This is a genomic window from Streptomyces sp. NPDC045778 (assembly GCF_056431945.1).
In genome coordinates, this window is the sequence record NZ_JBWKJZ010000001.1 from 422,150 (window position 1) to 442,157 (window position 20,008).

The following is a 20,008-nucleotide window of genomic DNA, read 5'->3' on the forward strand; positions in this document are numbered from 1 at the left end:
CGCCGGGGCACCCTTGGCCCGCCCCGGGGTGCCTGGAGGGTGCGCCGAAGTGCCGGTGGGGTGAGGCGAGGTGCCCGTGGTGTGCGTTGAGGCGCCCGTGGGGTTTGCCGGGGCGCCCTTGGCCGGCCCCGCCGGGGAGCCTGCGGGGTGCGCCGAAGTGCTGGTGGCCCGCGCAGGGGCGCTCTTGGGGTGCGCGGAGGCGCCCTTGGAGTGCGCAGGGGCCCCCGTAGGGTGCGCCGCACCTGTCGGGGTGCCCTCGGCTTCCGGTTCCGCGGGCGCGCCCGAGCGTGCAGGGGGCTCGGAGGCGGCCCGGGCCGCGCGGGCGTCGGCGGAGGTCTCCGCGCGCCCCGCGCGCCCCGCGGCAGCGGTGCCCTGGTCGGAGGGAGGGGTCGCGCCCGGCGAGGGAGGGGTCGCTCCCGGTCTGGCCCTTCCCGGGGCCTTCTGGCTGCCTTCGCGCCGAGGCCGCATCTCTTGCACCGGAGCTCGCATTCCTGTTTTCGTCTGCCCTAGGGCCCGGGTGACGATCCGTCAACGCGAGCGCTCCCGGCACGGACCCTGACCTTGCCAGACGATTCCAGTGCCGGTGCGCGGCAGTCTCGCATCGTCTGCCTGGCCACCTGAAGGAGTGAACATCGACTGGGAGTTGGCGAGCAAGTCACGCTGCGTGTCGTACGGGCCGCGCGCGGTGGCCCGGTTGGACGTCCGTGGGCGGCTTTGGCAGGATGCGCCGCCACACCCCTTCGGAGCCGCCGGTTCCGGCCGACTTCCGACGCCCTGACCACCGCCGCCGCGCCGCTGCGCGCCCCCACGGGCCCGCCCGCCGCGCCTCGGCGGGCCTCCGGCAGACTGACCGGATGCGCATCGAACTGGCCACCGACCCCGGCGACCCCGACCGCCCCAACGAGGACTACGCCTCGGTCGCGCTGCCCGCGTCCGGACAGGGCGGATCACTGGTCCTGCTCGACGGCGTGACGCCCCCCGCCGAGGACGCGGGCTGTCTGCATTCGGTCCCCTGGTTCACGGCCCGGCTCGGCGGCGCGCTGGGCGAACTGTCCGTTTCCCGACCGGACCTGACGCTCCCTGAGATTCTCGCGGCGGCCGTCTCGCGCACCGCGGACACCCACCGTGACACCTGTGACCTTTCTCACCCGCGTACCCCTCAGGCGACGGTGGTCCTCGTACGGTGGGACCCGGAGCGCGTCTCGTACCTCGTCCTGTCCGACTCGGCGCTGCTCCTCGCGGGCCCCGGCGGCGTGGTGGACGCGGTCCTGGACCGGCGCCTGGACCAGTTGCCCACCGCCGTGCGCGAACTGCGCGACGCCGTCCGGGCCCTGCCGCGCGGCTCCGCCGAACGCCGCGCGCTCGGCGGTGAGTACGCGGCCGCCGTCGAGGCCCTGCGGAACGCGGAGGGCGGCTTCTTCACCGCCGCCGCCGACCCCTCCGTCGCCGCCCGCGCGATCACCGGCGAAGTCCCCCGCTCCGCCGTCACGGCCCTCGCCGCGCTCACGGACGGGGCCGGGCGCTGGGTCGAGACGTTCAGGGAGGGCGGCTGGGCCGACTGCTTCGCGCTCCTGCGCAAGGACGGCCCGCGGGGACTCGTGGAGCGCGTACGGGAGTTGGAGGCGGCGGACCCCTACGGCACGGCGTTCCCGCGCGGGAAGCGGCACGACGACGCGGCCGTGGTGTACGCGGAGTTGTAGTGGGCCCCAGGCAACCGAGCGGGCACCGGGGGCGGTGCGGGAGGCCGCCTAGAACTCGGCCCGCGCGTTGAGCTGCCGGAGCAGCCGGGCCAGTTCGGCCACCTCGGCCCGGTCCCACCCGGCGAGCTGGCGCACGTACCGCTCGCGCCGCCCGCGGCGCACGGTGCGGAACCGCTCCCGGCCCTCGTCCGTGAGCCGCACGAGCCAGGCCCTGCCGTCCGCGGGGTCGGGCTCCCGCGTGACCAGGCCGAGCTGCTCCAAGGCCCGCAGCTGGCGGCTCATGGTGGCCTTGCCGACGCCGATGAAGGCGGCCAGATCCGTGGCGCGCCGCGGCCCGGACTCGTCCAGGAAGGCGAGCAGCCCGTACGCGGCCGGTTCGAGGTCCGGGTGGACCTGGCGGGCCATCTCGCCGGACGAGGCCCGGGCCCGGCGGAGCAGCAGCGTCAGCTCCCGCTCCAGCGCGAGGAACTCGTGGTCCACACCACCGCCCGCCGTCACCCCGTCCACACCGGAACCCCCGCCGTGGTGCGTGTCCTCACGCATGTCAGCACCCCTGCCGCACTTTCCTGATCCTGAAAGTTTTCGCCGACCGCGGCCATCGCCGCAGCTCGCCCAGTATTTCGCAGGCGTAGACCAACGGCGGCCACGAGAGCCCCTTCCCTCGGCGTTGTCTACGTGCGTAGCTTCTTTAGTGACATGTTCACACCAGCCAGCCTGGCTGACGCGGTTCGCGGTGACATGTCGACAGGTCCCCCCACCGAGCCCCGTACGCCGCACCGGGCGAAGCGCCACACCGTCGGCCACGCCTGCGCCGGACGGGCTCCATGAGGCCTTTCGGAGGCACGCCATGCCCGTGCACAGATCCCGTACGGCCCGCCGCGGACATCCCGCCGCGGGCGTTCTCCTCGCTGTCCTGTCCGCCCTCGCCCTGCTCATCACCCTGCCCGGCGCCGCGCAGTCCGCCGACGGTGACGACATCCCGCCGCGCGGCAGCGCCCGCATGGGCCAGGGCGTCATCGAGCACGACGGCCAGGGCGGCAAACCGAGCGGCGGCGACGCCGAACAGACGGAGGGCGTCGACGTCAGCAGCCACCAGGGCAACGTCAACTGGTCGGCCCTGTGGAACAGCGGCGTCAGATGGGCCTACGTGAAGGCGACGGAGTCCACCTCCTACCGCAACCCCTACTTCGCGCAGCAGTACAACGGCTCGTACAACATCGGCATGATCCGCGGCGCCTACCACTTCGCCACCCCCGACACCTCCAGCGGCGCCTCCCAGGCCAACTACTTCGTCGACAACGGCGGCGGCTGGTCCCGCGACGGCCGGACGCTGCCGGGCGCCCTCGACATCGAGTGGAACCCCTACGGCGCGGCCTGCTTCGGCAAGTCCCAGAGCGCCATGGTCGCCTGGATCCAGGACTTCCTGAACACCTACCGGGCGCGCACCGGCCGCGACGCGGTGATCTACACGGCCACCACCTGGTGGAAGCAGTGCACGGGCAACTACGGCGGCTTCGCCTCCGCCCACCCCCTGTGGATCGCCCGCTACAACACCAGCCCCGGCGAACTCCCCGCCGGCTGGGGCTTCCACACCGTGTGGCAGTACACCTCCTCCGGCCCGATCGTCGGCGACCACAACAAGTTCAACGGCGCCTACGACCGCGTACAGGCCCTGGCCAACGGCTGACCGGGCCGACCCGGCCGAACCCCCCACGTGCGGCAAGGTCCGGGGCCCTCACAGCCCCGGACCTTCACCGCCCCGCCGCGCCCGTCACGCCGCGGCGGGAACCTTCACCTCGGCCGGCGCGAGCGCCAGCTCAAGCACCTGCCGGACGTCCGTCACCGCGTGCACGTCGAGCTTCTCCAGGACCTCGGCGGGGACGTCGTCCAAGTCCGCCTCGTTCCGCTTCGGGATGATCACTGTGGTGATCCCGGCGCGGTGGGCCGCGAGCAGCTTCTGCTTGACACCACCGATCGGCAGCACCCGACCGGTCAGCGACACCTCACCGGTCATCGCCACATCCGTGCGCACCAGACGCCCGCTGAGCAGCGACGCGAGCGCCGTCGTCATCGTGATGCCCGCGCTCGGCCCGTCCTTGGGCACCGCGCCCGCCGGGAAGTGGATGTGCGCGCCCCGGTCCTTCAGATCCCCGACGGGCAGCTCCAGCTCGGCGCCGTGGGAGCGCAGGAAGGACAGCGCGATCTGCGCGGACTCCTTCATCACGTCCCCCAGCTGTCCGGTGAGCGTGAGCCCGGACGCCCCCGTCTCCGGGTCGGCGAGCGAGGCCTCGACGAACAGCACGTCACCCCCCGCCCCCGTGACCGCGAGCCCCGTGGCCACGCCGGGCACCGCGGTGCGCCGCTCGGCCGGGTCCTGCGCCGACTCCGGGACGTGGTGCGGTCGGCCGATCAGGTCCCGCAGCTCGTCCGCGCCGACCGTGAACGGCAGCTCCCGCTCCCCCAGCTCGTGCTGCGCCGCGACCTTGCGGAGCAGCCGCGCGATGGAACGCTCCAGATTGCGCACCCCCGCTTCGCGCGTGTACTCACCGGCGAGCTTGCGCAGCGCGCTCTCGTCGACCGTCACCTCGCCCTCGCCGAGTCCGGCCCGGTCGAGCTGGCGGGGCACCAGGTGGTCCCGGCCGATGACGACCTTCTCGTCCTCGGTGTAGCCGTCGAGCCGGACCAGCTCCATGCGGTCGAGCAGGGCCTCGGGGATGGCCTCCAGGACATTGGCCGTGGCCAGGAAGACCACGTCGCTCAGGTCCAGCTCCACTTCCAGGTAGTGGTCGCGGAACGTGTGGTTCTGCGCCGGGTCGAGCACTTCGAGCAGCGCGGCCGCCGGGTCGCCCCGGAAGTCCGAGCCCACCTTGTCGATCTCGTCGAGGAGCACCACCGGGTTCATCGAACCGGCCTCCTTGATGGCCCGCACGATCCGGCCCGGCAGCGCGCCCACGTAGGTGCGCCGGTGACCGCGGATCTCCGCCTCGTCCCGCACACCGCCGAGCGCGACCCGCACGAACTTGCGCCCCATCGCGTGCGCCACCGACTCGCCCAGCGAGGTCTTGCCGACGCCGGGCGGCCCGACGAGCGCGAGCACCGCACCGCCACGACGGCCGCCGATCACCCCCATGCCACGGTCGGCGCGCCGCTTGCGCACCGCCAGGTACTCGGTGATCCGCTCCTTCACGTCCTCCAGGCCCGCGTGCTCCGCGTCGAGGACCTCCTGCGCGCCCTTGATGTCGTACGCGTCCTCGGTCCGCTCCGTCCACGGCAGCTCCAGAACCGTGTCCAGCCAGGTCCGGATCCAGGAGCCCTCGGGAGACTGGTCGCTCGTGCGCTCCAGCTTCTCTACTTCCTTCAGGGCCGCTTCCCGCACGTGCTCGGGCAGGTCGGCGGCCTCCACCCGGGCGCGGTAGTCGTCGGACTCGTCCTCGCCCTCCTGGCCGTTCAGCTCGCGCAGCTCCTTGCGCACCGCCTCCAGCTGACGCCGCAGCAGAAACTCGCGCTGCTGCTTGTCCACGCCCTCCTGCACGTCCTTGGCGATCGACTCGGCGACCTCCTGCTCGGCCAGGTGCTCGCGCAGCTGCTCGGCGGCGAGCTTCAGCCGGACCGTCGGGTCCTCGGTCTCCAGGAGCTTGACCTTCTGCTCCGTGGTGAGGAACGGCGAGTATCCGGAGTTGTCCGCGAGCGCCGCTACGTCGTCGATCTGCTGCACGCGGTCCACGACCTGCCAGGCCCCGCGCTTCTTCAGCCAGCTCGTGGCCAGCGCCTTGTACTCCTTGACCAGCTCCGCCGTGGCCCCGGGCAACGGGTCCGGCACGGTCTCCTCGACCTGCGTGCCCTCCACCCACAGGGCGGCACCGGGGCCGGTGGTGCCCGCGCCGATGCGCACCCGGCCGCGCCCGCGGATCAACGCCCCCGGGTCACCGTCCGAGAGCCGCCCCACCTGCTCCACCGTGCCGAGCACGCCGGTGCCCACATACGTCCCGTCGATACGCGGAACAAGCAGCACCTTCGGCTTGCTGCTACTCCCACTGGACCTCGCGGCGGCCTGAGCGGCCTCCACCGCGGCCCGTACGTCGGCGTCGGACAGGTCGAACGGCACGACCATGCCGGGCAGCACGACCTCGTCATCGAGCGGCAGCACGGGCAGAGCGAGCGATGTGTAAGCCGTGGACTCAGCAGCCATGATCTCCCCTTCGGCATTCAAGTTGAGCTGTACCGACTCAATGCTTGTGAGTCCCTGATTGTTCCCAGGGGGTTGTTCGCTGTGAGCGATCACCTCTGCCGCCACAGAAAGGAGACTCAGTAATATTCATCTTGCGATTTCACCCATTACCAGTGAGGGCCGCACTCGCCACCTGCCTATTACGCAGGGTCGATGGGTCGCCCGGCGGGAGGCGTTCGATGGAAGCGACGGGGGCTGTGGGGACCATGAGGGACGTAGGTGTTGCGGGTGCGGGGGGAACCGAGGCGACGATCAGAGCCTGGGTCGACGGCTGGGTGGTCTCCCGCGGCGCGGCTCCGCCAGTGGTGGAGCCATGGGGCTACACGGTCGACGTCGGCCTGCCCAAGCACCCGTCCCGGCACGTCTTCGGCGCGCCCGCCGACGGCATCCAGGAGGCCGACGTACGCAAGGTCGCCGCGTCCGTCTCAGGTGCGCACGTCTGGCTGAAGGTCTTCGCCGAGCCGTCGCGGGTGACGCCGTGGCTCGGCCCGGAGTGGTGGATCGACCCGGAGGAGGGCTACCTGATGACGGTGGCCCTCACCCCGGTGGCCCCTCAGCGCTTGGTGGCACCGGAGGGCTATCAGCTGCGCACATGGACGCGGGGCGGTGTCGTACGGACGATGGTGACCGCGACTGACGGCACCTGGGCGGCGCGCGGCCAGATAGCTCCCACGGGCCGCACGGCGGTCGCCGACCAGATCGAGACCTCCCCGGAACACCGCCGCCGCGGCCTCGGCAGCCTGGTCATGCGCACACTCCAGGCCGCCGCGGCCGAACAGGGCTGCGAGGTCGGCGTCCTGGCGGGCACCGTGGGGGGCCGCGCCTTGTACGAGTCACTTGGCTGGCAGGTGGTAGCTCCTTTGACTAGCGCCCGCCGCAAGGGCCCGGACGAATCTTGAGCCGTGGCGGGCTGGTTGGCCCGGGCCGCCGTCTGGCACGGTGGCTGCTGTCGGGGACTTGGGCGAGTGGCCGCCGCGTGGGCCCGGGCGAGGCCTGAACCGCGGCTGGGTGCTTCGGCTGGGGCCGCTGCCTGGCGTGGCGGCGAGCCTTCGATAACTGAGGGCCGCCTGGTGTGGAGGCGAGGCAGTACTACAAGGGCCAGTGGCGACTTGGGCGGGTGCCCGCCGCAACGGCCCCGGCGAGGCCTGAACCGTCGCGGGTTGTCGGCAGCCGGGGCTGCCGCCTGGCGCGGTGACTGCCTGGGCAGCCGCCTCGCGTGGCGGGTGGCGGCTGCCCACGACTTGGGCGAGTGCCCAGCGCGAGGAGCCGGGCAAGTCCAATCCACGGCGGCCGCCGACAGTCGGGGCCGCCGCCTGGCGGGACGGCTGCTGCCCGTGACTGCGGTTAAGGGTCACCGCCGACCCCCACCCCCTTGCTACGCGCCCGGGCCCGCTCAGGCTGCGGCTTGCCGCGTGCCTGCCAGCTGGGTCATGCGTGCCAGGTCGACAGGTGCTTGCCACGGCTAGCGGTGGCTGTCACCTCGGGCGTTGTGCGCGCCGCCGCGGGTGTTGTGCACTGTCGCAGGCGCCACCCAGCGCCTTCAGCCACTGCCGTCCCCCGGGCACCGCCTACCGCCCTTGAGGCCCCCTCAGCCGTTCGCGGGCCCTCCCCTTCTCGCGCGAATGTCCTTGATGGCGTACGGCAGGCCCGGCAGAAGGAACAGCAGCGTGCCCCACAGCGGTAGGTGGAAGAGCGGGTCTTCGCCTATGAGCCAGCCGGTGAGCAGCGATATGGGCAGCGCGGCGATGCCGAGGAGCATCCAGCCTCTGAAGCCGAGGTTCCCTCGCCGCATTTCCCAGGTGACGGTGCCTATCGCCAGCGCCCCGTAGAAGGCGATGCGGGGCGCTTCTATCGACAGGGTCAGGGTTCGGTCGAGGAGGTGGGTGAGCAACAGCAGGGAACCGACGACGAAGGGGATCAGCGCGGCCATGCGCAGGATCCGCAAAGGCAGGGGCGTGCGCGCGCGAGCCCAGGAGGCGGCGAACGCCTTCACGTCGGACCCGACCACGTCCCGTGGGGTTCGGCCCGCGGCGGCGGCCTCTTCCAGGTGATGGGATAGCTCGTCGAGCATCTCGCGCATGGAGGCGTCGTCGATGCCGCGGTACTCCCAGTTGACCCGGCAGACAGCGAGGGCGCGGTCGCGGGTGAGTCCGGCATCGGGCGCGGCCTTGCCCAGCGGGCCACGGTCCGATGCGTGGTCACCCGGCGGGGGCGCCCCTGCGCCCTTCGCTTCGCGGATCGCTGTCGCGTTGGCCGGTGCCTCGTTGGTCGTCTCGTACGTCATTGTGGTGTCCCCCCGATTCGTGCCGTGTCGTGCGGCCTGGTCACGTCCCCAATGTGCTGGAGACGGCGCCTGTGAAGGCGGTCCAGGTGGTGCGGCCGCTGGTCAGCTCGGCCGCACCCGCCTCGGTGAGGCGGTAGTACTTTCGCGGCGCCCCGCCCGCGGCGGACGGAGCGCGATAGGAGTCGACCAGGCCCGCCCGCTCCATGCGTGCGAGCAGGGGATAGATGCTCCCCTCGCTCACCAGGTCGAGGCCGCTCTCGGTCAGGGCTTCCACGAACTCATAGCCATACCGAGGCCGCTCCGCGATGAGCGCGAGCAGACACAGGTCGAGCACCCCGCGCAGCAGCTGGCTACGGCGCTGGTCGTGCGACGCGGACAGCTCCTTTGTCATGCGGTACAAGGTAGTCGCCCATTGCCTTGCGGCGCAAGAGTCTCGCGCCCATCGATTTCTGACGCCCTCACAGATCTCAGTCGCCAGCGCCGGGGCGGTGCCGCCCTCACGGCCATCAGCGCCGCCGGTGCCGTGCCCGACCGGCGCCGTCAGTACCTGAGCCGAAGCCGATGCCCGGCCGGCCGAGCAGCGGCTCAGCCCGAACCGACGCCGACGGCACCGTCGAAGCCACGCATCACGCCGAGCCGCACCGGGGCCCGGGCCGGCGCCATAACCGAAGCCACCACCGCAGCCACGGGCAGCGCGCCGGCTCAGCGCGGCCTCAGCGCCTCCACTTGTTCAAGCCCGGGCCCGAGCCCAAGGCTGCCCCTGACCCCGAACCCAAGGCCGACACCAAGCCCAAGACCAAGCCCCGCCCAGGCCCCGAGCCCAACGCACCAAGCGGCGCTAAGCCACCCCACCCCGCCCCACGCCACCCCGCAACAGCGGCCACGTCGCCACGCCCACGGACAGGGCGAGCAGGTGGCCCCAGTTCGTCATCGGGTCGGTGAAGGCGATGAGGTCCTGGACGAGCATCCAGCCGAAGCCCGCCAGGACAGCCCACCGCAGCCATGGCGCGAGGACGCCCGCCAGCGCGCCGACGCTCGCGGCGACGCCGAAGCTGATGCCGTAGTCGAGCCGGTGCAGGGACGTGCCCGGCAGGTGGCCGACGAGGACGGAGAGCCCCACCGGGATTTCCGTGGCCAGCGTCGCGACGACGTGCCCGAGCACGAAGACGCCCGCGGCACGCAGCGCGCCCACGCGCCGTTCGAGCGCGGTGAGGACGAACAGGAACCCGATGGCGTACGGCGACGTGATGCCGCCCGCGACCCACAGCGCGCTGGCGACGAGGACGAACACGGGCCGGTCCGCGAGGTGGACGACGTCCGTACTCGAGCCCTGGTGCATCGAGGAGATCACCGACGGGTCGGCGTGCTCGGCCACCAGCGAGGTGACGAGGAGGACGACCGCGTAGCAGAAGGTGAAGGGCGTCCCGGTGGGAGTCGGAAGCAGCCGCCATGGCCGCAGCCGACGGAACCCCGCCCACGTGGGGACGCCGGAGGAAACGGGAGCGACGCCGGGCACGGCCACCGAGGAGACAGGGACGGACCCCCGCCCGCCCTCAGCCACGGCCAGACCGGCCACCGCCGAACCCACCCCACCCGAACCCGAACCCGAACCCGAACCGAAACCGGAACCAGCCCCGGAGCCGGAGGCGGATCGGAAAGCGAAATCAGCGCCGGAGCCAGATCTGGAACCGAAACCGGAATCCGAACCGCGGCCCGAATCCGAACCAGAGCCGGAGCCCGAACCAGGGTCGGAGCCGGAACCGGGGTCGGAATCCGCACCGCCCCCAGCCCCAACCCCGCCCCCGGAAGCCGCCCCCGCAAGCCCCCCGCCAGGCACCACCCGCCGCTGCCGCGGCATCCCGTCCAGCACATCCCCAGGGGCTATCCCGTCCAGCAAACCCTCGCGGGGCACCCCGTCCAGAAGCTCCCCCCGAGGCGCCGCGCCCAGCACGCCCGCGGTCCCGGTCCCGACCTCGGCACCGGCCCCCGCCCCGGCCGAACCAGCCTCGCCGAGGCCGCAAGCCTCATCGGCGCCCTGCCCGGGAGCCGCACCATCGCCCCCTCCAGCCCCCACGGAAGTGCCCCCGCCAGTACCCACAGAGGCGCCCACGCCAGAAATGGTCCGGTTCACGCTGAGGCACTCCCTCCGTCACGGAACTTCACTAGGAACTTCCTACGCGACTGCATCACGAATCGATCACGTTCACTACATCACGAATCGATCACGTTCACGCTTCACTGATCGTTCCCCCGCTGTCTATGACCGACGCCACGTGGGACGCGATTCACAGGAACCCACAGCAACCCCACCCCATTCCGCGGCGTCCCGCGCGTGGGGCCGTCGAAGCCCCCGGAGGCCCTCAAATCCCTGGAGTCACCGGGGGAAGGACAGCAGGATGAGGGGATGCGCACTCCGTACAGCCCCGATCCCCCCGTGGTTCTCGACAGGCGCGTCGGCCCTTACGGCGAAGTCGTGCTGCGCCGCCACGGCGACCTGCTCCAGATCATTGCCAACGGCATGTTCCTCATGGACACCTCGGACGGCCGCTCCGAGCGCCTCCTGATCGACGCCGCGTACGAGGCGCTGGACGGGCGCCCGCGGCCCAGCGTCCTCATCGGCGGCCTGGGGGTCGGCTTCTCGCTCGCCCATGCCGCCGCTGACCCGCGCTGGGGCCGCATCACCGTGGTGGAGCGGGAGCAGGCCGTCATCGACTGGCACCGGGGCGGGCCGCTCGGGGAACTCTCGGAGCAGGCGCTCGCCGACCCGCGCACGGAGATCCTGCACACCGATCTGATCGCATATGTCAGGGGCGCATTCGCAAGCGTCAACGAATCAGGAATCCCGCACTCCGCCGCGCCCCCTGCCACCCCCGCCGCCGCCCCGGTCACGTACGACGCGCTCTGCCTCGACATCGACAACGGCCCCGACTGGACCGTCACGCAGGACAACGAGAGCCTCTACTCCCCCGCCGGCCTCGCCGCCTGCCACGCCCGGCTCAGCCCCGGCGGAGTCCTCGCCGTGTGGTCCGCGCAGCCGTCACCCGCTTTCGACTCCGCTTTGCGGAATGCCGGATTCCAGCACGTACGTACGGAAGAGATCGCCGTTGCCCGGGGCGTACCGGACGTGGTCCATCTCGCGACAAGGGCTGCGTAGCCGAGGTGCCTCCGCGCCCCGTACTCTGCTGACCGGACACCAAGCGATCACGTCAGGGGCGGGGCGATGGAGCAGACACACACCTCCCACAACAGCGCCACGGCGGCGATGCCAGGAGCACAGCGCCGGGTACTCGTGGTCGAGGACGACCCGACGATCGTGGACGCCATCGCCGCCCGTCTGCGCGCCGAGGGTTTCGTCGTGCAAACGGCGGCGGACGGTCCGGCGGCGGTGGACACCGCCCAGGCCTGGCAGCCCGATCTACTGATCCTCGACATCATGCTGCCGGGATTCGACGGCCTGGAGGTCTGCCGCCGCGTGCAGGCCCAGCGCCCCGTTCCGGTGCTGATGCTGACGGCACGGGACGACGAGACGGACATGCTCGTCGGGCTCGGCGTCGGCGCGGACGACTACATGACCAAACCCTTCTCCATGCGCGAACTGGCGGCACGCGTGCATGTGCTGCTGCGCCGCGTGGAGCGGGCCGCGCTCGCCGCGACGACGCCGCGCAGCGGGATCCTGCGCCTCGGCGAGCTGGAGATCGACCACGCGCAGCGCAGGGTGCGGGTGCGCAGCGAGGACGTACACCTGACGCCTACGGAATTCGACCTCCTGGTGTGCCTGGCGAACACCCCGCGCGCGGTGCTCTCGCGCGAGCAGCTGCTCGCCGAGGTGTGGGACTGGGCGGACGCCTCCGGGACCCGCACGGTCGACAGCCACATCAAGGCGCTGCGGCGCAAGATCGGCGCGGAACGCATCCGCACGGTCCACGGCGTCGGGTACGCCCTGGAGACTCCGACGCCATGACCGCGGACCCCGGCGCCGCCGAGGGCCCGACTCCCGGCGCCCTGAGCGGCACGACGCCCCAGAGCGCCGGGAGCGGTACGACGGCGCACGGCGCCGCGCGGGGTACGGCAGGCGTCGCCCCGGGCATGGGTCTGAGGTGGCGCTGCGACCGGGGTGGAGGTGGTGGGATGAGCGGTCCCTTCGGCGGGCTCAGGCCGTTCTCCATCAAGACGAAGCTCGGGACGCTGGTCGTCGTCTCTGTGTTCATCACCACCGGGCTGCTGATGGTGGCCATGAAGACCGAGACGGAGCTGCGCTTCATCACGGTCTTCTCGGTGATCGCCACCCTGCTGATCACGCAGTTCGTGGCCCATGGCCTCACCGCGCCGCTGGACGAGATGAACTCGGTGGCGCGCGCCGTCTCGCACGGGGACTACACGCGCCGGGTGCGCGGCGCCGACCGGCGCGACGAGCTGGGCGACGTGGCCACGACGATCAACCGCATGGCCGACGACCTGGAGGCCCAGGACCAGCAGCGCAAGGAGCTGGTCGCCAACGTCTCGCACGAGCTGCGCACCCCCATCGCGGCCCTGCGGGCCGTCCTGGAGAACGTCGTCGACGGCGTCTCGGCCGCCGACCCGGAGACGATGCGCACGGCCCTGAAGCAGACGGAGCGCCTGGGCCGGCTCGTGGACACCCTCCTCGACCTCTCCCGCCTGGACAACGGGGTCGTCCCCCTCAAAGCGCGCCGCTTCGAAGTGTGGCCCTATCTGTCGGGTGTCCTGAAGGAGGCCAACATGGTCGCCTCCGCGCGCAAAGGGATGCCGTCCGGCTCCGGCCGTCACACCCGCACGGACGTCCATCTGCACCTGGACGTGACACCCCCGGAGCTGACGGCGCACGCCGACGCCGAGCGCCTGCACCAGGTGGTCGCCAACCTGATCGACAACGCCGTGAAGCACAGCCCGCCGCACGGCCGCGTCACGGTCCGCGCCCGGCGGGGCCCCTATCCCGAGTCCCTGGACCTGGAGGTCCTCGACGAGGGCCCCGGGATCCCCGAGTCGGAGTGGCACCGGGTCTTCGAGCGCTTCAACCGGGGCGCGCACGCCGGCGCGCCACCAGGGGGCGACGGCGGCACCGGGCTCGGGCTCGCCATCGCGCGCTGGGCCGTCGATCTCCACGGCGGCCACATCGGGGTGGCCGAATCGGCTCGCGGCTGCCGGATCCAGGTCAGCCTTCCGGGCCTGCTCGAAGACTGAGGTTGACGTAAGGTTCGAAGCGGAAGCGAATCACGGGCGCGCAGGTCACGCGCCGGACGGGCCGCAGCCGCGTGTCGACGTACCCGAGGGGACTCCACGCGGAGCCGCGCCGTAGGCAAACCTCGCTTGTTTCCCGCCATTTACAGCCCCGAAACTCGCAATCCAGTGTGACTTACGCGACGGATGACCGGCCCGGCCTGCACCTGGCGTCGATGGAGGCGTAGCCTTTATTTCCGCTGTCCATCACCTTGTGAAGCGGAAGAGGGCGGTTGCCGCCGTGTCGCCACAGTCCCCCAGTAACTCGAGCACTTCGACCGACCAAGAAGCGCAGGGCAAGAACCCTGCTGCCGCGTTCGGTCCCAATGAGTGGCTCGTCGACGAGATCTATCAGCAGTACCTCCAGGACCCGAATTCGGTCGACCGTGCCTGGTGGGACTTCTTCGCCGACTACAAGCCAGGGGTAGGCGCGTCCGTCGCCCCCCCGGCCAAGCCGGCGGGTGACGCGGCCGCGGGGGCCGCGTCCACCACGTCCCCCGCCCCGGCCGCGCCCGCCGCGCAGCCCCCGGCCGCCGCCAAGCCCGCGCCCGCCGCGAAGGCCCCGGCCCCCGCCGCCAAGCCCGCCGCGGCACAGCCCGCGGCCGCGAAGCCCGCGGCCAAGGCCGCGCCCGCGACGGAGGCGCCCGCCGGTCCCGAGTTCGTGACCCTGCGCGGCCCCTCGGCCGCCGTGGCGAAGAACATGAACGCCTCCCTGGAGGTGCCCACGGCCACGTCCGTGCGCGCGGTCCCGGTGAAGCTGCTGTTCGACAACCGCATCGTCATCAACAACCACCTCAAGCGCGCCCGCGGCGGGAAGATCTCCTTCACGCACCTCATCGGGTACGCGATGGTGCAGGCCATCAAGGCCATGCCGTCGATGAACTACTCCTTCGCGGAGAAGGACGGCAAGCCGACGCTGGTCAAGCCGGAGCACGTCAACTTCGGCCTCGCCATCGACCTGGTGAAGCCCAACGGCGACCGGCAGCTGGTCGTGGCGGGCATCAAGAAGGCCGAGACCCTGAACTTCTTCGAGTTCTGGCAGGCCTACGAGGACATCGTCCGGCGCGCCCGCGACGGCAAGCTCGGCATGGACGACTTCACCGGTGTCACGGTCTCCCTGACCAACCCCGGCGGCCTCGGCACCGTCCACTCCGTGCCGCGCCTCATGCCCGGCCAGTCGGTCATCATGGGCGTCGGCTCGATGGACTACCCGGCCGAGTTCCAGGGCACCTCCCAGGACACCCTGAACAAGCTGGGCATCTCCAAGGTCATGACCCTGACCTCGACGTACGACCACCGGGTCATCCAGGGTGCCGCCTCCGGCGAGTTCCTGCGGATCGTCGCGAACCTCCTGCTCGGCGAGAGCGGCTTCTACGACGAGATCTTCGAGGCGCTGCGGATCCCGTACGAGCCGGTCCGCTGGTTCAAGGACATCGACGCCTCGCACGACGACGACGTCACGAAGGCCGCGCGTGTCTTCGAGCTGATCCACTCCTACCGCGTCCGCGGCCACGTCATGGCCGACACGGACCCGCTGGAGTACAAGCAGCGCAAGCACCCGGACCTGGACATCACCGAGCACGGACTGACGCTCTGGGACCTGGAGCGCGAGTTCGCCGTCGGCGGCTTCGCCGGCAAGTCGATGATGAAGCTCCGCGACATCCTCGGCGTCCTGCGCGACTCGTACTGCCGCACCACCGGCATCGAGTTCATGCACATCCAGGACCCGAAGCAGCGCAAGTGGCTCCAGGACCGCATCGAGCGCCCGCACGCCAAGCCGGAGCGCGAGGAGCAGCTGCGCATCCTGCGCCGGCTGAACGCGGCGGAGGCGTTCGAGACCTTCCTCCAGACGAAGTACGTCGGCCAGAAGCGCTTCTCCCTGGAGGGCGGCGAGTCCGTCATCCCGCTGCTCGACGCGGTCATCGACTCCGCGGCCGAGTCGCGCCTGGACGAGGTCGTCATCGGCATGGCCCACCGCGGCCGCCTGAACGTCCTCGCGAACATCGTCGGCAAGTCGTACGCGCAGATCTTCCGTGAGTTCGAGGGCAACCTCGACCCGAAGTCGATGCACGGCTCCGGAGACGTGAAGTACCACCTGGGCGCCGAGGGCACCTTCACGGGCCTGGACGGCGAGCAGATCAAGGTCTCCCTGGTCGCCAACCCCTCGCACCTGGAGGCGGTCGACCCGGTCCTGGAGGGCGTCGCCCGCGCCAAGCAGGACATCATCAACAAGGGGGGCACGGACTTCACCGTCCTGCCGGTCGCCCTCCACGGAGACGCGGCCTTCGCGGGCCAGGGCGTGGTCGCCGAGACGCTCAACATGTCGCAGCTGCGCGGCTACCGCACGGGCGGCACGGTCCACATCGTCATCAACAACCAGGTCGGCTTCACGGCCCCGCCGGAGTCCGCGCGCTCGTCGATGTACTCCACCGACGTGGCCCGCATGATCGAGGCGCCGATCTTCCACGTGAACGGCGACGACCCGGAGGCCGTGGTCCGCGTGGCCCGCCTGGCCTTCGAGTTCCGGCAGGCGTTCAACAAGGACGTGGTCATCGACCTGATCTGCTACCGCCGCCGCGGGCACAACGAGACCGACAACCCGTCGTTCACGAACCCGCAGATGTACAGCCTGATCGACAAGAAGCGCTCGGTGCGCAAGCTCTACACCGAGTCCCTGATCGGTCGCGGCGACATCACCCTGGAAGAGGCCGAGCAGGCCCTGCAGGACTTCCAGGGCCAGCTGGAGAAGGTCTTCACGGAGGTCCGCGAGGCCACCACGACCCCGGCCCCGGCCGAGGTCCCGGCCCCGCAGACCGAGTTCCCCGTGGCCGTGGACACCGCGGTCTCCCAGGAGATCGTCAAGCGGATCGCCGAGTCCCAGGTCAACATCCCCGACCGGATCACCGTGCACCCGCGCCTGATGCCGCAGCTCCAGCGCCGTGCGGCCATGGTCGAGGACGGCACGATCGACTGGGGCATGGGCGAGACCCTCGCCATCGGCTCCCTGCTGATGGAGGGCACCCCGGTCCGCCTCGCGGGCCAGGACTCCCGGCGCGGCACCTTCGGCCAGCGGCACGGCGTCCTCGTGGACCAGACGACCGGCGAGGACTACACGCCGCTCCAGTACCTCTCCGAGGACCAGGCCCGCTACAACGTCTACGACTCGCTCCTGTCCGAGTACGCGGCGATGGGCTTCGAGTACGGCTACTCGCTGGCCCGCCCCGAGTCGCTCGTCATGTGGGAAGCGCAGTTCGGCGACTTCGTGAACGGCGCGCAGACGGTGGTGGACGAGTTCATCTCGTCGGCCGAGCAGAAGTGGGCGCAGACGTCCGGTGTCACGCTCCTCCTGCCGCACGGCTACGAAGGCCAGGGCCCCGACCACTCGTCGGCACGCCCGGAGCGGTTCCTCCAGCTCTGCGCCCAGAACAACATGACGGTCGCGATGCCGACCCTCCCGTCGAACTACTTCCACCTCCTGCGGTGGCAGGTGCACAACCCGCACCACAAGCCGCTGGTGGTCTTCACGCCGAAGTCGATGCTGCGCCTCAAGGCCGCCGCGTCGAAGACGGAGGAGTTCACGACGGGCGGCTTCCGCCCCGTCATCGGCGACGCGTCGGTGGACCCGGCCGCGGTCCGCAAGGTCGTCTTCTGCGCCGGCAAGTTCTACTACGACCTCGAGGCCGAGCGGCAGAAGCGCGGCGCGACGGACGTCGCGATCATCCGCATCGAGCGCCTGTACCCGCTGGCGGGTGCCGAGCTCCAGGCGGAGATCGCCAAGCACCCGAACGCCGAGAAGTACCTGTGGGCCCAGGAGGAGCCGGCGAACCAGGGCGCGTGGCCGTTCATCGCCCTCAACCTGATCGACCACCTGGACCTGGCGGTCGGCGCCGACATCCCGCACGGCGAGCGTCTGCGCCGCATCTCGCGGCCGCACGGCTCGGCCCCGGCGGTCGGCTCCGCCAAGCGGCACCAGGCCGAGCAGGAGCAGCTGGTGCGCGAGGTGTTCGAGGCCTAGGCCCCGGCACGGTCGTACGGAGGTGGGCCCGGCCCCGAGTTCTCGGACTCGGGGCCGGGCCCTCCGGCGTTCCGGCCTACGATGAACGGGCACATCCCGTCTCGTCAGGAGCATGACTTTGTACTTCACCGACCGTGGCATCGAGGAGCTGGAGAAGCGGCGCGGCGAGGAGGAGGTCACTTTCGAGTGGCTGGCCGAGCAGCTCCGCACGTTCGTGGACCTCAATCCGGACTTCGAGGTGCCGGTGGAGCGCCTGGCGACGTGGCTGGCGCGCCTGGACGACGAGGACGAGGACGAGTAGGGGCCTTCCGGGGCCGCGGCTCGGCAGCGCCCCGAAGGGGCGCGGGGCTGTGCCGATATGCGGCTCCGCCGCACGAGCGCGACCGACCAGCGCCCCGAAGGGGCGCGGGGAACTGCGCGACGAGCCACGCCGAACCGGCAGGCGATCAACAGCCGGGCGCGCCCGTTCCGGCGAGGCGCCCCGGGCCGCCCGGCTCCGAAAACCGTTTGCCGCCCGCCCCGCGGGCGGCCTACCGTGCGGGGCATGTGTGGAATCGCACCCAGCGCGGCCTGCGCGGTGACGAGGTACCGCCGCCCGTAGCGGCGGTCGGACTCTCCCGCGCCACCGGGGCCCACCTCGCGTCCCCGGTGGTCATCAGGAACGGAACGCTCCGCCGCTTCAGCGCGTCAGCGCCGAGCGGCACGTCGTGCTGCCCGGCTCACCTCGAAGCCGCGGAGTCCCTGTGCGCACGCACCACACCACTCGCCCGCACCACACCACCCCCACGCACCGTCACGGCCGCCATGAACTCGGCCAGAACTTCCTCACCGACCGGGCCACGATCGACGCCTTCGTCGACCTCGTGGCCCGCACCCAGGGCCCGATCGTCGAGATCGGCACGGGCGACGGCGCGCTCACGCTGCCTCTCCAGGGGCTCGGCCGCAGCCTGACGGGCATCGAGATCGACGCCCGTCGCGCCGCGCGACTGGCCCGCCGTACGAACCATTCGACCACGATCGTCACCGCCGACTTCCTGCGCTACGCGACGCCGTCGACGCCGCACGTCCTGGTCGGCAACCTGCCCTTCCACGAGACGACCCCGATGCTCCGCCGCATCCTGCGCGCACCGGCCTGGACGGATGCCGTCCTGCTGGTCCAGTGGGAGGTCGCGCGCCGCCGCGCGGGCGTCGGCGGGGCCACGCTGATGACGGCCCAGTGGTGGCCCTGGTACGCGTTCACGCTCGCCCGGCGGGTTCCCGCAGGGGCGTTCCGCCCGCGCCCGAACGTGGACGGCGGACTGCTGACGATCACCCGCCGCGACCGCCCGCTCGTCGACCGCGCGGCCCTGAAGGCCTACCAGGAGCTGGTGCACCGCGTGTTCACGGGCCGGGGCCGTGGGCTTCCTCAGATCATCGCCACCTCCTGCCCCGACCTCCCCCGGCGCGCCGTGAAGGCCTGGCTCGGCCGTCACGGCATCGGCCCGGCGCGGCTGCCCAAGGACCTCACGGCGCCACAGTGGGCGGAGCTGTACGCCCTAGGGGCGGGTGGGCACCGCCGTTAGCACCGGCGCCAGCTCACGCCACTCGCGCAGCGGGAACGCCCCGTCGGCCGTCAGAACCTGGACACACACGTGGTCCGCCCCGGCGGCGAGGTGGTCCCGTACGCGCGCGTGGAGGGCATCGGCATCCCCGTAGGCAACGATCGCGTCGACGAGCCTGCGGCTCGGTCCGGCCGGCGGCAGGTCCTCGTCGCCGAACCCGAGCCGCCGCAGGCTCGCCACCTGATGGGGCACACGCGCGTACCCGGCCACATGCTCCTCGGCCACCGCGCGGGCCCGCGTCCGGTCCGTGTCGAGGACGACGGCCTGCTCCACCCCGAGGAACGCGTCGGGCCCGAGGGCCGCGCGGGCGCGCGCGGTGTGGTCCACGGACACGAAGTACGTGTGCGCTCCAGCGGTGCGCTCCGCCGCGAGCCCCAGCATCCTCGGGCCCAGCGCGGCGAGCAGCCGGTGGGGGGCGGGATCGGGCACCGGCCCATGCGCCGGCGCCGCGTCCATGGCGTCCAGATAGGCCCTCATGGTCGCCACCGCCCTCCCACGCGCGGGTACGCGATAGCCGTCCACCTCGATGGCCGTGTCGTCGACCCGGTGTCCGCCGAGCCCGAGGATGTACCGCCCGGGGAATGCCTCCCCGAGGGTGCGCTCGGCGTTGGCCATGGCGAGTGGCTCGCGGTAGGCGATGCTGGCGATCCCGGAGGCGACCGGGAGGCGGCGCGTGGCGGAGAGCAGCAGCCAGGCCTGTCCCACCGTGTCGCGGCCGAACGCCTCTCCGTACCAGAGCGCCCCGTAGCCCAGTTCCTCGATCTCGGCGACCGCCTCGCGTACCCGCCCCGCGGGCTGGCCTTCGAAGGCGAAGGTCCAGACGCCGACCCGCCCGAGCCCGTCCGCCCCGTGCAGTCCCCGCATGTCGCCACCTCTCGTCATTACCGGAGAGCCTCTCCGGATTCTCGTGGAGGTACGATACGGAGAAGTTCTCCGGACAGCTAC

Annotated in this window: 15 protein-coding genes; 9 read left to right on the plus strand and 6 right to left on the minus strand. The window is 71.7% G+C overall.

Features of this window, described 5'->3' with window-relative positions:
* Positions 1–854: 854 nt before the first annotated feature.
* Complete coding sequence (locus AC07GB_RS01850; RefSeq protein ID WP_478841250.1) at positions 855–1,700, plus strand: hypothetical protein; 846 nt, start codon at positions 855–857, stop codon at positions 1,698–1,700.
* Between the two features lie 48 nt (positions 1,701–1,748).
* Here AC07GB_RS01850 and AC07GB_RS01855 read toward each other — a convergent pair whose 3' ends face one another.
* Positions 1,749–2,243 (minus strand): MarR family winged helix-turn-helix transcriptional regulator, encoded by a 495-nt coding sequence (locus AC07GB_RS01855; protein WP_478841251.1) that lies wholly within the window; start codon positions 2,241–2,243, stop codon positions 1,749–1,751.
* A 304-nt stretch (positions 2,244–2,547) separates the two neighbouring features.
* Here AC07GB_RS01855 and AC07GB_RS01860 point away from each other — a divergent pair, with 304 nt between their 5' ends.
* A complete protein-coding gene (locus tag AC07GB_RS01860; protein ID WP_478841252.1) occupies positions 2,548–3,387 on the plus strand; it encodes a lysozyme in 840 nt (279 codons plus the stop codon).
* A gap of 84 nt (positions 3,388–3,471) precedes the next feature.
* On the opposite strand, the gene lon is transcribed toward AC07GB_RS01860, so the two are convergent.
* Entirely contained in the window at positions 3,472–5,889 is a 2,418-nt protein-coding gene (lon, locus tag AC07GB_RS01865; RefSeq protein WP_478841253.1) for an endopeptidase La, read from the minus strand.
* 245 nt (positions 5,890–6,134) lie between these two features.
* Between lon and AC07GB_RS01870 the strand changes: the two genes are divergently transcribed.
* Positions 6,135–6,827 (plus strand): N-acetyltransferase family protein, encoded by a 693-nt coding sequence (locus AC07GB_RS01870; protein WP_478841254.1) that lies wholly within the window; start codon positions 6,135–6,137, stop codon positions 6,825–6,827.
* Positions 6,828–7,516: 689 nt separating this feature from the next.
* Here the strand turns inward: AC07GB_RS01870 and AC07GB_RS01875 are convergent.
* The 3 genes from AC07GB_RS01875 to AC07GB_RS01885 form a co-directional block, all read right to left on the minus strand.
* Entirely contained in the window at positions 7,517–8,212 is a 696-nt protein-coding gene (locus AC07GB_RS01875) for a hypothetical protein (protein ID WP_478841255.1), read from the minus strand.
* A 40-nt stretch (positions 8,213–8,252) separates the two neighbouring features.
* A complete protein-coding gene (locus tag AC07GB_RS01880) occupies positions 8,253–8,603 on the minus strand; it encodes a PadR family transcriptional regulator (protein ID WP_242722899.1) in 351 nt (116 codons plus the stop codon).
* Positions 8,604–9,050: 447 nt separating this feature from the next.
* A complete protein-coding gene (locus tag AC07GB_RS01885) occupies positions 9,051–9,728 on the minus strand; it encodes a rhomboid-like protein (protein ID WP_478841256.1) in 678 nt (225 codons plus the stop codon).
* Between the two features lie 888 nt (positions 9,729–10,616).
* On the opposite strand from AC07GB_RS01885, the gene AC07GB_RS01890 reads away from it, so the two are divergent.
* The 6 genes from AC07GB_RS01890 to erm all read left to right on the plus strand — a co-directional run bounded on the left by AC07GB_RS01890 (position 10,617) and on the right by erm (position 19,024).
* A complete protein-coding gene (locus AC07GB_RS01890) occupies positions 10,617–11,366 on the plus strand; it encodes a spermidine synthase family protein (protein WP_478841257.1) in 750 nt (249 codons plus the stop codon).
* A 66-nt stretch (positions 11,367–11,432) separates the two neighbouring features.
* Positions 11,433–12,173 carry a response regulator transcription factor gene (locus tag AC07GB_RS01895; protein WP_016641312.1) on the plus strand — a complete coding sequence of 247 codons (741 nt, stop codon included), beginning with the start codon at positions 11,433–11,435 and terminating at the stop codon, positions 12,171–12,173.
* 167 nt (positions 12,174–12,340) lie between these two features.
* Positions 12,341–13,411 carry a HAMP domain-containing sensor histidine kinase gene (locus AC07GB_RS01900; RefSeq protein WP_478841411.1) on the plus strand — a complete coding sequence of 357 codons (1,071 nt, stop codon included), beginning with the start codon at positions 12,341–12,343 and terminating at the stop codon, positions 13,409–13,411.
* Between the two features lie 277 nt (positions 13,412–13,688).
* On the plus strand, positions 13,689–17,462 hold the full coding sequence (locus AC07GB_RS01905) for a multifunctional oxoglutarate decarboxylase/oxoglutarate dehydrogenase thiamine pyrophosphate-binding subunit/dihydrolipoyllysine-residue succinyltransferase subunit (protein ID WP_478841258.1): 3,774 nt from the start codon (positions 13,689–13,691) through the stop codon (positions 17,460–17,462).
* A gap of 118 nt (positions 17,463–17,580) precedes the next feature.
* Entirely contained in the window at positions 17,581–17,763 is a 183-nt protein-coding gene (locus AC07GB_RS01910) for a DUF6104 family protein (protein ID WP_003961784.1), read from the plus strand.
* 442 nt (positions 17,764–18,205) lie between these two features.
* Positions 18,206–19,024, plus strand: a complete 819-nt coding sequence (gene erm / locus AC07GB_RS01915; protein WP_478841259.1) for a 23S ribosomal RNA methyltransferase Erm — start codon at positions 18,206–18,208, stop codon at positions 19,022–19,024.
* On the opposite strand, the gene AC07GB_RS01920 is transcribed toward erm, so the two are convergent.
* Positions 18,998–19,927, minus strand: a complete 930-nt coding sequence (locus AC07GB_RS01920) for a TIGR03620 family F420-dependent LLM class oxidoreductase (protein ID WP_478841260.1) — start codon at positions 19,925–19,927, stop codon at positions 18,998–19,000. The two genes, erm and AC07GB_RS01920, sit on opposite strands and share 27 nt — an antisense overlap.
* Positions 19,928–20,008: the final 81 nt, after the last annotated feature.